Annotated in this window: 11 protein-coding genes; 4 read left to right on the plus strand and 7 right to left on the minus strand. The window is 40.7% G+C overall.

Features of this window, described 5'->3' with window-relative positions; all coding sequences use genetic code 11:
• Positions 1 to 33: 33 nt before the first annotated feature.
• On the minus strand, positions 34 to 1,206 hold the full coding sequence (locus DOZ58_RS05875) for an ArsA family ATPase (protein WP_111887471.1): 1,173 nt from the start codon (positions 1,204 to 1,206) through the stop codon (positions 34 to 36).
• A 91-nt stretch (positions 1,207 to 1,297) separates the two neighbouring features.
• Entirely contained in the window at positions 1,298 to 1,795 is a 498-nt protein-coding gene (locus DOZ58_RS05880; RefSeq protein ID WP_111887472.1) for a MarR family transcriptional regulator, read from the minus strand.
• 235 nt (positions 1,796 to 2,030) lie between these two features.
• Here DOZ58_RS05880 and DOZ58_RS05885 point away from each other — a divergent pair, with 235 nt between their 5' ends.
• Positions 2,031 to 2,858 carry a metallophosphoesterase gene (locus DOZ58_RS05885; protein ID WP_162624445.1) on the plus strand — a complete coding sequence of 276 codons (828 nt, stop codon included), beginning with the start codon at positions 2,031 to 2,033 and terminating at the stop codon, positions 2,856 to 2,858.
• Here the strand turns inward: DOZ58_RS05885 and DOZ58_RS05890 are convergent.
• The 3 genes from DOZ58_RS05890 to DOZ58_RS05900 all read right to left on the minus strand — a co-directional run bounded on the left by DOZ58_RS05890 (position 2,855) and on the right by DOZ58_RS05900 (position 6,961).
• Complete coding sequence (locus DOZ58_RS05890) at positions 2,855 to 5,512, minus strand: DEAD/DEAH box helicase (RefSeq protein ID WP_111887474.1); 2,658 nt, start codon at positions 5,510 to 5,512, stop codon at positions 2,855 to 2,857. The genes DOZ58_RS05885 and DOZ58_RS05890 overlap by 4 nt on opposite strands.
• Before the next feature lie 55 nt (positions 5,513 to 5,567).
• Positions 5,568 to 5,882 (minus strand): hypothetical protein, encoded by a 315-nt coding sequence (locus tag DOZ58_RS05895; RefSeq protein ID WP_162624446.1) that lies wholly within the window; start codon positions 5,880 to 5,882, stop codon positions 5,568 to 5,570.
• A gap of 266 nt (positions 5,883 to 6,148) precedes the next feature.
• Positions 6,149 to 6,961, minus strand: coding sequence for a DUF4391 domain-containing protein (locus DOZ58_RS05900; RefSeq protein WP_111887476.1), 813 nt, complete (start codon positions 6,959 to 6,961; stop codon positions 6,149 to 6,151).
• Between the two features lie 360 nt (positions 6,962 to 7,321).
• Between DOZ58_RS05900 and DOZ58_RS05905 the strand changes: the two genes are divergently transcribed.
• Positions 7,322 to 8,386, plus strand: coding sequence for a diguanylate cyclase (locus DOZ58_RS05905; protein ID WP_111887477.1), 1,065 nt, complete (start codon positions 7,322 to 7,324; stop codon positions 8,384 to 8,386).
• A gap of 704 nt (positions 8,387 to 9,090) precedes the next feature.
• Here DOZ58_RS05905 and DOZ58_RS05910 read toward each other — a convergent pair.
• Complete coding sequence (locus DOZ58_RS05910) at positions 9,091 to 10,362, minus strand: hypothetical protein (RefSeq protein ID WP_111887478.1); 1,272 nt, start codon at positions 10,360 to 10,362, stop codon at positions 9,091 to 9,093.
• A 999-nt stretch (positions 10,363 to 11,361) separates the two neighbouring features.
• On the opposite strand from DOZ58_RS05910, the gene DOZ58_RS05915 reads away from it, so the two are divergent.
• Complete coding sequence (locus DOZ58_RS05915) at positions 11,362 to 12,792, plus strand: GBS Bsp-like repeat-containing protein (RefSeq protein WP_111887479.1); 1,431 nt, start codon at positions 11,362 to 11,364, stop codon at positions 12,790 to 12,792.
• 58 nt (positions 12,793 to 12,850) lie between these two features.
• Here DOZ58_RS05915 and DOZ58_RS05920 read toward each other — a convergent pair whose 3' ends face one another.
• The gene (locus DOZ58_RS05920) at positions 12,851 to 13,054 is read right to left on the minus strand and encodes a CsbD family protein (RefSeq protein ID WP_111887480.1); all 204 of its coding nucleotides are present in this window, start codon (positions 13,052 to 13,054) and stop codon (positions 12,851 to 12,853) included.
• A gap of 200 nt (positions 13,055 to 13,254) precedes the next feature.
• Between DOZ58_RS05920 and DOZ58_RS05925 the strand changes: the two genes are divergently transcribed.
• Positions 13,255 to 14,061, plus strand: a complete 807-nt coding sequence (locus DOZ58_RS05925; RefSeq protein ID WP_242988619.1) for an EcsC family protein — start codon at positions 13,255 to 13,257, stop codon at positions 14,059 to 14,061.
• Positions 14,062 to 14,487: the final 426 nt, after the last annotated feature.

Raw genomic sequence — 14,487 nt, forward strand, 5'->3', positions numbered from 1 at the left:
TTATCGTAAACAGCTAAGCTCATCGCACGCTATTTAATACGATTGAAATGCAATGACCAGGGTACTCTGGTCAAAGGTTGCACTGGTGACTTCCATCCCTCTGAGGGTATTGGGCATCGGAATATTACGTTTGTAATTGCCAATTTTAACAATGACATCCGACCCGGACAGATTGACCGCTACCTCATCCTTGGTGATATTCGGTAAAAAAAGCTTCAAATCATAACCCGTTTCGGTCTGCTCGTATTTTTCACCTTCGATATCTGCCTTGATCTCAAACAAATCGGTTCTTTTTGCGAAGGCATCATCACAGATCCGATTGATGGCATCCAGTCCCAGTAGATCAGTGTCATACCAGGGGATATAATATTTGGGAATCTGGTCAAAACATGTTTCAATTTCGGCGATGTATTTTTTCTGGATGGTGATCCATTCTTCGAAAAAGGGGTTACCGATTTCACGGGGCAGGATTCGGTTGATAAAGATGCCATCGACATTATAGTTGTAGAGTTTCATATACATATAGTTTCGCTTGGTTTCTTCCACCACCATTTTCTCGGGAATGGTCACCAAGCGTACCGAGGATACTTCTTTGTTTTTTAACAACTCCTGAAGTTCGATCAGTTTGACATAGAGCGTTTCAATGTCGCTCATGGCGTGGCGATCGGGCAGCTGTATTTTGAATAATGATTTTGAAACCGGGGACAAAATTCGCACTGCCACCTTCCCGATGGGGAAAAACTTATCCATATACCAGCACATCAGCTCGGGAAATTTAAGCAACGACAGGGTTTCTCCAGTGGGGGCACAGTCGACAATAATCCGTTCATAATCGCTATTGTCATATAGTTCCTGGATTTTCAAAAGCGCGAACAGTTCATCCATCCCTGGCATCATTATGAATTCATCCATGTCACCACCTTCTGGGTTGATCGAGCCAATCATGTTGCTAAAAGCCCTCATCAAATTTTTGAAATCTTTTTCCATCACATAGTTGGGATCGATTTCCAGAGCATAGAGATTATTGGCTACCGCGACTTCCTCTTTTCCGATTGGAACATTAAACAGATCCCCCAGATTGTGGGCCATATCGGTGCTGACGATCAGGGTTTTTTTGCCTTCCTGTGACGATTTGAGGGCATGAGCAGCAGCCACACTGGTTTTGCCTACCCCACCTTTGCCGGTAAAAATTAGTATTCGTTTCATTTGCTCTCCTTCTACATTTTATAATTCACTTGTCGAATAGTTCGTTGTCCGAAGTATATCTTCTAAAAAATGCTGCCCGAGGGCAGCGGTCTTATTCAATCATGATCTTTCTGATTTTTGGCTTAGTTTGTTTTTCTGCGGTCTTACTGGCGTCTTGACTAAGGGTGTCCATAACCTTATCTACCATTTTGAAAACCAATTGAACTTCCTCACGGGTAAAGCTGTCCATTATCAGTTGTCCGTAACGGATCATCTCATTAAGAATATCCCGGATCGTTGCTCTACCAGCCTTGGTAAGTTTTATGGTGACTACCCGCTTGTCTTCTGAGCTTCTTTCGCGGACTAAAAAGTCCCGTTTTTCCATCCGGGCGACAATTCCGGTGGCCGTATTTAAAGGAACATTGAGGTAGTCGGCAATCTGGGTCATGTTCACATCATTTCGTCGATATAAGAGTAGTAGCACAAACACTTCATTTTTCGAACAATTAAAAATTTCATTTCCCCAGATATCCGAGGATAACAAGTATTTTATTTTGTCGATATATTCAAAAATCATTGCTTCAAGATTACCGTTAAAGCCATTGTCCATTTAATTTATCCTTTTTTTCTATTTGCAAAGTACTTCACTCTTCGAATTAATTTAATTCTACATCCGAAGTATTACGTTGTCAAGCCATTTTTTTCTTTTTTTGTTCTACTCAATCTTTACGGCGATCTGTCGATTTAATTTGTCAGCAATGCCAGAAAAGAGGACAGCGCTTCTGTTCTTTAAAGAGCCTTTAAAGATTACAGGTTATAATGCACTGAATACAAAAGGAGTACCCATGAAATTAGGAAAATTATTACTGATCACCACCATCACACTAACCACAATTATTGTGGGTGGCTATATTTATTCCCGTTATGTTGAACCAAGCCTCTTAATCGTTAATCGTGAAAAGCTTGAAAACAGCAAACTAGAGGCCCCCCTTAAACTTGTCTTTTTCGGCGATACACACCTGGGCGAATTTAATGACAATGATCAGCTTGATCGCATCGTTGCAAAAATAAACGCCGAAAACCCCGATCTCGTTATCTTTACCGGCGATCTGATTGGTTCTACTAAAAATTTCTCTGTCAATCCTGAAGAAATTTCCCTGGGTCTTTCAAAGATCAATGCCACCTATGGCAAGGTCGCTGTTATGGGAAATCATGAATACGCCTTAATCGATAACTACAATTATGAAGATCTGATGAACGCCGCTGGCTTTGAGGTACTGGTTAATGACTGGCTGGATATACCTGAACTCAACGTTCGTCTTCTTGGTCTGGATGATGTCTACCGGGGCAACCCGGATATAGACCTGACCGATGAAGTCCTTGAAAGCAGCTATAATATTCTCTTAACTCATGAGCCGGATATTGTGGATGAGATGACCATCGATGCCGTTCAACTGGTTTTAGCTGGGCATACCCATGGGGGGCAGATTACGCTTCCCTATTTAACCGAAATGATTTTGCCAGCCAACGGAAAAAAATATGTAAAGGGTCTTTTTGTTATTGGCAACCAGGGTCAAACCAGTCTGTTTGTTACCAAAGGCACCGGAATGACCAAACTACCCTTTCGATTTATGAACGTCCCGGAAATTGTCGCCATTGAGGTCAGTCCCTAGATTCCACCTAAACTTAATAATCTCAGCAGTTGTTCATTGTTCAGCTCAGTGATCCAGCCCTCACCGGAAGCCTTGATAATATCGCCAGCCAGCTGATTCTTTTCTTCAATCATAATATCAATCTTCTCTTCAATGGTACCGACGGTAATAAATTTATGCACCATCACATCACGAGTCTGACCAATTCTAAAAGCTCGATCGGAGGCCTGGTTTTCCACCGCCGGGTTCCACCAGCGGTCAAAATGGATAACATTATTGGCACCCGTCAAATTTAGACCAACCCCACCAGCTTTTAGCGACAGCACCATAAAGGGGATATAGGTTTCCCCATTAAAGGCTTCCACCAGTTCGGTTCGTTTAGCCACCGGGGTACCGCCGTGGAGCACCAGCCCGCGACGGTGAAAGATTTCTTCCAGAAACCGGGCCAAGGGCGCGGTCAGTTCTTTAAACTGGGTAAACACCAGCACCCGTTCCCGCTTTTCATAGATGGTTTCACAAATGCTTTCCAGCATTTCAAACTTTCCACTGTGATCCCGCTTATAAAGATCCTGACCCAGATACTGATCCGGGTGATTACAGATCTGCTTGAGTTTGATGATACTGGATAAAACCAGACCTTTGCGGGCAATCCCGTCGCATTCTGCCAGTTTCTTTGACAGCTCCGCAACCAGATTCTGGTAGAGCACCATCTGCTTTTTCGACAGCACCGGATATTCTTTGATTTCAATCTTATCCGGCAGATCCGAGATGATCGCAGCGTCGGTTTTTAGGCGGCGCAGAATAAAAGGATTGACCAGGTTTCGCAGTTTAGTATAGCCGGTAGGATCCTTTTTTAAGCCTTTTGTAAACCCGGTGAATTCTTTAGCACTTCCCAGCAGTCCACCATCGAGAAAATCAAAAAGCGACCATAAATCCAATAGGTGATTTTCAATCGGGGTTCCTGTCATGGCAATTCGGGTTTTGGCCTTGAGCGCCTTGATGGTTTTAGTTCGTTTGGTACCGGGATTTTTAATAGCCTGAGCCTCATCCAGAATAATCAGAGCCCAGTGGATTTCGCGCAGCGCTGTTACCCGTGCTGCCATGCCATAAGTGGTGATGGTTAAAAAAACAGGTGTTGCCAGAAATGCTTTTGGATCTTTGGCAACTGCCATCCCATGCAAGACCCTGACCGGCATTTCTGGGGCAAATTTCTTGATTTCCTTTTCCCAGTTCCCAATCAGAGATGCCGGCAAGATTAACAATACCCGATCCCCCTGATGACTGCGCAGGTGTTCTAACAGAGCAATGATCTGGATGGTTTTACCCAGCCCCATATCATCAGCCAGGCAGGCCCCCAGCCTCAAGTCGACCATGTATTTCAGCCAATCGTAACCGGTTTGCTGGTAGGGTCGTAGCGCTCCGCAGAAACCGGGTTCCGGTTTTTGCCCTTGCAAAATCTGAGGATTGCCCATGGTTGCCGTCACCCGGCGGAGCCAATCCCCGGTTGACACATGGACTTCCAAGTCGGTCGTCGGTATTCCCAGCAATTCTCCCGAACCGAGTTCCAAGCGCATGGCCTGGGCCAGAGTTAGCTCTTGCTGGTCAGCCAGTGATTCAGCTTTTGATAAGGCCTCTAATGCAGCTTGCAACTGTTTATGATTAATTTCCACCCATTTTCCTTTAATCAGGGCCAATCCCTGAGTTTCTGCCAAGAGCCCCTGAATCTCGGCCTTGGAAATAGCGGAATCTCCAAACATGAGGTTTGGCTTAAAAGACAAAATAGCATCCATCCCCACCATTGCCGGTTCTTTTTCCCCCACGGTCAGATTAAGCCTTAGCTGATTAGCTTTCTTGCGCCACCAGTTGGGAATCCGGCACATGATCCCGGCTTCTTCGTAAAGGGGGATTTCAGTTAAAAAAACCGTGGCATCTCGGGCACTTAGTTTTAGAGGTGAAAACAACGCCCCACTTTCCATCAGATCCGAAATAAACCGACTGACATCGGCCACCCGGCTAACGGTAGACAGCAGCTGAATCAGCTTTTCGGGTTGATTTTGATATTCCCGCAGGGCATTTTTCAGGGGCGTATGCACCGCTTTTTTGCCGTCCTCGGGTTTGGTGGAATAGGTGGCTAAAAAAGCAAAGGGGTACCGCTTCTCTTCACTATTCTCTACCAGATGAAAAAAGATTCGCCCAGCCACATTTATCCCCGCGTGATGCTCGGTTAAAAACGCTGCTACTGTACCCGGATAGCTCATAATTGCTTCACCGTAAACATCGGTGAGGCGCTCCCAAATGTTTCTAATCCATCCATCGTCAACATGAGCCATGCCATTTCCAAAGGGAATTATTTTGCGGATTTCTTCGATTTCATCTGCAGTCAAGCTGAGCTCGACATCTTCCCTGGATAACTCCAAATCCGGCTGTTTGGCAATCTTTTGAATAAATTTCTCGCTGATTTGATAAAGAAAAGCCATCGTCGGCGAAAGAAAATCCGGATCACTAACAAATCCAAAATAAAAAAGGGTCCGATCTTTATTCGCTCTGAATTGGGCTTGCCATGCCTGCTCAAACTGCCTTTTATCTTTAGTGAACCCTTTTTTTGCCACCGATTCATAATCTAAGATAAAGTCATCCTTGGTAAAGCTGGCAATTAATTCAATATAGTCTGTCATTGTCGTCTTCCTTTTAATTTTACACCAATCTCATGGTGCTTTTGAATTCTTATGATTATTTCTTTTGGGCGTGAAGATGTCTACGGATCTGTTCGACAATTTGCTCAATGGTGTAATATTCTACCGCGATGACGTTGAGGGTTGTTTCATAACCGTTCTCATTAATAATCTGAGGTGTAAAAACCAACCTTATTTTATTGCCCTCTTCATCATTCCAGTCGGCAGTCGTCATTTCTTGTTTTAAACTTCTGAAGAACAACTCTATCTGCTTATCATTCAAGGGCAGATAAAACCCTTCGCGGTTCAGCAAAACATTAATGTCTCTGACGCGTTTTCCGATTCCTTTTATGTTTTTAATTCGTTTTAACATCGCTACTCCTATTTTTATGACAATTAGAATTAAGAAAAACATTGCACATCGAAATTTTTTGACTAACATGGTCTCTCATCCAATGTCATTTCATTTTTTCTATTATATCAGTTACCGGTTCCAATCTGCAACTTAATAAAACGTTATCAAATCCGCAGGGTTCCTTCAAAACGCGCTGATGCGATAACTAATCTTTACCGCCACTCCTTTTCGGGTACACCAAAAAAACACTCATAATGAGTGTTTTTTTACAATCTTTATCGATTCTATATCAACGAATAATCAATGCGATTTCCGGTTCGATTCTGCATCTTCATATATACATTGGGGAAAAAAGACCGTACTGTTTCTGACGGTTCTTCTTGTGCCGTTGCGGGTTTAGGTTGGTGGGTTTCAATATGAATTGACTGCTTTATTTTTCGCACTTCGTCCTTAGCAGTTTTTAATTCTGTCGCCAGCTTCACCTGTTTACCGAACTGCAGCTCTTTTCTTATTTGACTTTCCAGTTTTTTGATGGCCACTTCCAGCTTTTCCAACTGTTCGCTTTTTCCGAGTTGTTTTGCTGTTCCAACACCATCATCAGCTTGTTGATCGCTGCTCTCAGCCCTGGTTGGAAAGGGTTCAATCTGCATAAAAAGGTTCTCATAAATCAGATCAAGATTCCAACCCTCAATCGTCAAGGTTAAATCATCAGTGATCATCCAGTTTGTCTGATAGTAATTCTGACAGTGAAAGCGATCTTCGTGAGGGTTAGACTGATAATCACAACACCATAACTGTCCCCATTCTTCGTATCTAACGATAAAGATAGCATATTGGTCAATTTCTCTGCTTATGATCTCGATGATCTTGGTGTTGATGGCTTGGCGGTTTAAAAATATCTCGACAATTGCAATTTCAGTAATCCGTTTCCCCTTCTGTATCGACATCGTTTCTGATGAAAGGGTGTTGATCCAGTTGATGCTTCTGATTTCATCAATGAAATACTTTTTAGAGATGGGATCACTATTTAAATATTTGTAAAAAAGTTCTTTGGGCATCTGTTTATACACATTTGTGGTTTTAGGTAAGTCAATCATAGCATCTCCTTTTCAAAATCGTATTCACTGCTCACAATGAGTCGTGATCTTACTAGTTATGTAATCGACAATCATTCCAAAACCCTTAGCTATTTTTACTCTCTCTTTACAATAATACCCAGATTAATACCCGGAGACCCCGTCCACTCTTTCTTTTTGTAAACTTATATTCCTTTATCTCCATTACCCTTATATTCACTCAAGCTTTTCAGCCATTTACAGTTATCTTTTCAATTATCTTGAAATTTTGTCTCGTTAAGTGTTACAATACGAGTTATATCTTTATCGAAGTGAAAAATAGCTCCACAAGCATTGCCTAAATGTCCTGGCTAAGATAAATCTATAAAGGAGGTCAACATTTTGAATTCTAAAAAAAACTGGCATACGCATATCCTTACTTACCTATGGATTGCCATTGGGGTCTCATCATCGGTGACACTTATAAACATGTTTTTTTCCAGTTTAGATACCAAGACCTTTTTTTTAGAACGGTTTTTATTGCCATTTGTTCTTGAAGTTTTAATTCTCTTCATTCTAAAGTGGCAGATCCGATCACATGCTCCAGCCATCCGCTACTATATTGTGATCGGAACCCAGGCTATTGTTACTATTTTGTTTGTCGTTCATTCTTCCATTTTTTATGTGATGTTGGCACTTTTCTTAATGCCCATGCTGATTTCGGTTTTTTTTCTGAGTCTTAAATTGATTGATTTTACCTTTTGCTTGACACTGGTTGTGTTAATCGCGATGAAACTGTTTTTCCCGCCCTTATCTGTTATGTCAGTTATTGAACTAACCACTTTTGCCGCTATTCTGGTGAGCACTTATTTTTTATCGCGGGAATTGACAAAACGATTTTCAGTAGTTTATACCGATATGGTTGTATCCGTTGAAAAAGAAAAAGAACTCTTATATCGAAATATCTATATGGAAAAACTAACCAAAATGGATTTAGCCACTAATTTATATAACCATAAAACCTTTCATGAATATCTCGAAGAACTGGTCTATCAATGTAAAAATCAGCCCTTTGACCTTTCGTTGGGGCTGATGGATCTGGATCTCTTTAAAGGAATAAATGACCGACAGGGCCATTGTAACGGGGATTTAGTTATTTCTACTGCTGCTGCCATTATTTTGGATAACCTGGAAGCCAATGATTTTGCGGCCCGGTATGGCGGTGAAGAGTTTGCAGTTATTTTTACCGAAAAATCACCCGAAGCCTGTCTCTCCATTTTAGAACAAATTCGCATCGATCTGGAAACAGCGGTATTTGAAACCATGCCGGACGAAGTGGTAACCATGAGCATTGGCTTTGTCCCGTTTACTCCCAACATGAGTAAAACTGACTTGTTTGAAGCCGCTGATGCAAGCCTCTATAGTGCCAAAGAAAAGGGGCGAAACCAAATTCAATGTGCATCCTAACCGTTGCTACAATTAAAAACAACCACAAAAAAGACTAATGCCGATTCCACGCTTTTACCTGTAGAATCGGCTTAGTCCAAAATCTCTGTTGTCATCCGTTTGGATTCCTCCTCTGATTTTTTCATCAATTCTCTTCTTCTCACTACTAAATGTAAATCTTGCCAACTTTTTGATGTTTTTACTTTTAAGATCCGATTCGTTTTATTCTCACTTGATCATTATTTACTGGATTCTTTACTTGGTATCTTTGATCTAAGAACATTTTCTCGTTTCCAATTCTTTTCATTGGATGTGGTTTTCAGAAACCGTGAGAACTTTTCTTTTTTCATTCATACTTTTCTTTTATCGTTCATTTAATTCGTTGTGAGTTGACCTTCTTATCTTAATTTCATAACAATCTGTTTTCTTTAATCTAATCAATTTAACCAGTCTTTAGGTGATCTGAGTTATCTCAATTATCTTTAAGGGCGTCGGTTCGTATTTACTTTTATAGGGTCAGTTGATCTTTGATTAACTCTATTATAACACCTTTTTCTAATCTGTAAATAGTTTTTTTGTAAACGTTTGTATATTTTTTGTATAGCCTTCGCGTCAAACAATTGTTTAGTTGTTTACCAACTACTTGGATGCCAGCAAACACGTAATCTAAAAAAAATCGTCCAAGTATTGACTTGGACGATCCTTCTTATCGCCATGAGTAATTTTTATTTAAATACTTTTATCTTTAACTCGCTCGCACTGCTCGCATCCAGATGGTCAATGATATTTAAATTTTCCAATGCAATTTTTCGAGTGAATAAATACCGAACCCGTTCTTCAAAAGCTTCCGGAAACGCTTCAGCCAGGCTGAGATCCCGGGCAATAGCACGGCTTCTGCCCTTGCCATTATTGTGACAAAGCACCCATTTGTCCTGGGTGATGCTAAACACATCGGCTGTGTTGGTTGGACCTGGACGAAGATAAGAGGTCATCGCCTGTTCTGCTTTTTCCGTCGAGTCGCCACACCCCACGGTGAGAAAAACACATGCCGGATGATCGGTAAGAGTTTTTGTAAAAGCTTCTTTGGTTCCCTCAATGAGCTGTAGCAATTCGGGCCCTATCTGGTCGTTTGTTTCAAAACAACCCAGATTTTTCCGAGCCTTTAAAATATCAAAACACTCCCCTTTTAAATCCTCCACCCGTTTCCCGCCGTCGGTAAAGAGGAATTGAGAATAATTATAAAAGTCCCCGGTGATACCTGATCCGAATTCATAAGCAACAATCTGCTGCTTCTTTTCATCATATTTACAGCCAAACCGTCGACGATGCTGTTGACCTTTAGCGGTTGCCTTGGTCTTTAGTCCATTGGCTTCAATATAATACCCTTTATTTTTCTTGTTGTTGTAAAGATTTTTGCGATACCCCGATTTATAGGCTTGCCATGAATATTTGCATTCAATGAGCACCATCTCGTGCTTTCCATTCTGCTTAACCTTAGAAATAGCAACCATATCCAGTCGGCCCAACGAGGTGGCTTCAGGTGCGTAGTTTAAATCCACACAGTACCAGTTCGAATCCGGATTAGCATTGTTATTACAGGCAATGATCCCCTGATATTTTTGTCCCAGTGGCCCGGCTTTTGCTTCAATGGGAGCACTTTCAACCAGGGCATTTTCGACATTTTCTTTGAGTTCCGGGTAAGATTCAACAAAGGCGGAAACAAATTCCTGGTTAAAAGGAAAGATCATCACATCCGCTTTCTGGGTGAATTTCAGTCCGCAAAATGCGGTTCGATCAATAAAAAATTTACTGATTTTAACGTGGCATTGCTGATCTTCTGTATAGATCAGCTCCATCATGTTTTTACCCCAATAATATAAGATGATGTTCTCGTTTCGAATACCTAAAAATAATTCTTTGTTTCCAATAACCCTATTTTTTAAAAAAGCTTCCACTTCTGGAATGCTTAGTAATTTTTCTATGTTTCCTCTTGGCAAATAAATTTCCTCCGATACTATTTGTATACATAATTGCACTGAATGGTCCATGAGTTACCAACAAATATTCAATGCTGTCTCGACGGATTATATAATTTTACAATTAAAGTTTATTATAACCTTTATAATATAAAGACGCAACCAAGATTTTTTTAACAAAAAAGACTAAGACCGATTTTACAGTTTCATCTGTAAAACCGGTCTAGTCTAAAATCTCTGTTGTCATCCGTTTGGACTCCTTCTGTTGATTTTACCAAAAATCTTCTTTTTCGCTTTTCTTTTAAACTCCGCCAACTTTTTGGAATCATCTTACTCTTTAGAATGGATCTGTTTAACTCATTCACATCATTCAGAAATCATACTGCCATCATCTTCACCGAATGGTTTTTCTTGATACCCAATGATCGTTGGCTATCTCTGTTTGATGTCTTTGAGGTTTCATCCGTTCTTCATTTCGGAGCAATCTGTTTTCTCATTCAAATTTTTCCCACTGCCCATAAAAGAATCAATTGTCCATTAACTAATTTTCTCAGCTAACCCTGGCAATTTTTATTTTTCTGGTGAGTCGTGCGACCGTCTATGATTCAATAACCGAAATCATTGAGTCAAGAAAAGGATTAGGTTGATCTTTGGTTCATTTATAGTATATCACTTTATTCGCATAAGTAAATAGACAAGCTGTAAATGTTTGTATTGATTTTTCTAACAATAATAACCACAATGTAAAAATTGGCCGATTCTTACCTAATTATCTATGATTCTCTCTTTAATAAAACACAGTGGAACAAAAATATTTATTGCTTGGTTGAATCTTTGTATTTTTTTTAAAGAATGATTGCAAAATTTATAATAAGAGTGTAAAATTTAAGTAACAAATTGTATCTGAAAAAAGTATATTTAAAAACTTAAGACGTTTGTTCCTAATCATACGAATTAATACGATAATTAAGAACGAATCTACGATAAACCAAAAATTTGTTGACCAGGAGGATACTGGAAATGAAATTTGTTAGAAGTATTTTTTTATGCATTGTTTTTGCTCTGTCATTGGGGATTTTTCCTTCTGCTGCATTGGCTGAGGAAACCACTGTCGAAGGCGCTGCGATCACAGGCCTCGATGCCCAACCACTTGTGGAAACCCGGGAGATGCTCCCCGGTGATGTTGCCCCAGATCCAGGTTGGCCAGACGAAGCCTATTTAGATGGATCAATGAGCACTTCAGCGGTGTTCTCCCCGCGACTTACCGCCCCAACAACGGACAATGATTATTTTTTTTCCAAAAACATTTTTTATCTCGCTGGCTACGGTATGCCAAACTGTACCGCTTATGCCTGGGGACGAGCCTATGAGATCCTGGGAAGCAAACCTAAATTAAGCAACGGTAATGCCAATCAGTTCTGGGGATATAACCAAAACAGCGGTGCCTATCCTCACGGAACGACGCCAAAACTGGGAGCAATTCTGTGCTGGGACGGCAATTCATATGGTCACGTTGCCGTTGTTGAAAAAATTGAAGGCAACAAGGTCACTGTTTCAGAATCATCCTGGAGCGGCTCGTTCTTTTACACCAACACCTTCACTGCCGGTTCTGAGGACTCCGTCTCTGTGGGTGGATTCCAGGGCTATATCTATATTGATGATTTTGATCCGGCAGTCCCCCCAGACACCACCCCGCCAACAATAACTAATGCTCGGATCACTGATGTCAGTGATGACGGCTTTACGATCACCTGTGACGTGACCGATACTGATTCGGGAATCGATTCTGTTTATTTCCCAACCTGGACCGATGCAAACGGTCAGGATGATATTATCTGGCATCGCGCTTCAATAAGTGGCAATACCGCATCTTTCCGGGTTTTATACAGCCAACATAACAATGAATTTGGAACCTATTCGGTTCATGTCTATGCTTATGACAAAGCCGGAAATAGTTCTGCTACAGCGTTAAGCCTTTCGGCACAAAAAAGCATAACTTGTTCCTATCAAACCCATATCCAGGACGTTGGCTGGCAGGATTGGAAAACAAACGGTCAGATCAGTGGCACCTCCGGGGAGTCCAAACGTCTAGAAGCCATTGGCATTCGATTGGATAACATGGGTTATGATCTCGGCATTGAGTATCGTACCCATATCCAGAACATTGGCTGGCAAGATTGGAAACGCAACTGTGAAGTAAGCGGCACCTCCAACCAGGGCTTACGTTTAGAGGCGATTGAGGTCAGACTAACCGGTGCCGATGCTTATCGATACGACGTTTATTACCGGGTTCATGCCGAGAACGTCGGCTGGTTGGACTGGGCTAAAAACGGTGGCAGTTCTGGTACTGAAGGCTTCGGCTACCGGCTTGAAGCCATCGAAGTGATCGTCGTACCGACCGGTTCACCGGCACCAGGAGCCACTATACGGGCTTTTCAAAGCAATCATTAAATAATCACAAAAGCACCCCGAATCGGGGTGCTTTTGTTTTTGGCTCTATTTAAGAATTCTATTTTTTAATTTTTCCTTTTAAATCTTCAATGGCTTTTTCAGCGGCTTCTTTGGTCATCCCGTATTTTTCCTGAAGTTTTCCAACCAGAATTTTTGCATCACCTTTGACAATTTCCAGATCTTCATTGGTAAGTTTCCCCCAGGTTTTCTGAGCTTCGCCTCTCATCTGTTCCCATTTTCCTTCAAATATGTCTTTATTCATTTTCTTCCTCCTTAAAATATTGTTATTTTATTATTTACCCTGACTAAACGAGTCTAAACAAGTTTAAGCTTTGCAATTGTTTTTTTAAGTAATTTCTCTTTATGATCAATAATACTTATCTGTTTCTACCACAGCGTTTATTTAAGAAATCATGATAGAATGATGCTAGTTTATAAATCGATCGATTGGAGCTCTTAAAAATGAAGAAAGACCTTATTTTATCTAAACAGATGACAATTCTTGAAAAACATGAACAGAAGTTTCTAAATCAAACAGAAAGTCAGTTTAGTAAATCAAATCTCACCCCTGTGGTTAACAAGCTCCAGGCGAAAATACCTGATAAATTACAATCTACCCTGGATACGGCTTTCTATATGGGGTTTCATATGGTCTTTGAAAAAGGAAGCCCCATTATCGAAAAAACAATTAATAAAGAAAAAATTGCGGTGGACTATGATTTAAGTAATTACGCCATTGAAAAATACATGCAAAAAAAACATCTCAAAACGCTGGATAAATCGTCAAAGCATTGCAAAACGATCAATGAATCCATTGCTGCCATAGAGGGTAGCGTTCTTGGTTTACTGGGAATTGGACTCCCTGATATCCCTCTGTTTCTTGGTGTCATCGTCAAAACCATTAATGAAATCGCATTATCCTATGGTTTTTTATGCACCTCCAAAGAAGAAAAAGCATACCTGCTTTATTTAATCTGTGCTGCTATGACTAAAGAAGACCGGCGAAAAGCCTATGACAAAAAAATTGAGCACTTAGGTCAGCATATCGATGCACAAACACAAACCAGTATTGATTTAGAAACAGTTATGAAGGAAACCTCCGACATTTTATCCAACACCCTGCTGACCGCCAAATTTATCCAGGGACTGCCGATTGTAGGCGTCATCGGCGGTGTGGTCAATCCTTTTATGATCAACAAAATCGGCACATACGCCCGGATCAAGTATAAGAAACGGTACCTGCTGGGAAAAATAAATTCTCTACTATGACGAACACACAACTAATTTATAAGGTTCAAACCCCAGGAAAACAGTAGCATTCCAACCCATAAAAACAAGAAAACAAACTTCATGGTAGTGGACCATGAGCAAACCGTTGCCATAAATATATTTTGCTGAGGATAATTGTTGATTAGTACCATTAACAACGTATTCTCGATCAAGTCAAATAGTGCCCGAGCGACGGCTAAGACAATTAATACATTACGATACAATGGATTCGTTGTACTCTTGAATGATAGGGCCAACATTAACAGGTTTTTTCAATATGTATGGGCTTTCCGGTCAATCATATTTAAAATTTCTAGATGTTAAAGAAAATGATTTTATCAAAACCAACCTCTTGTTATTGATTGATACTGTCAAGAAATAGCACTGTTTCTTGACGCAATCAGCAAAAAAGACCGATCCCGGCAA

Origin of the sequence: Acetobacterium sp. KB-1 (genome assembly GCF_003260995.1) — a bacterium.
In the GTDB taxonomy this organism is placed as follows: domain Bacteria; phylum Bacillota; class Clostridia; order Eubacteriales; family Eubacteriaceae; genus Acetobacterium; species Acetobacterium carbinolicum.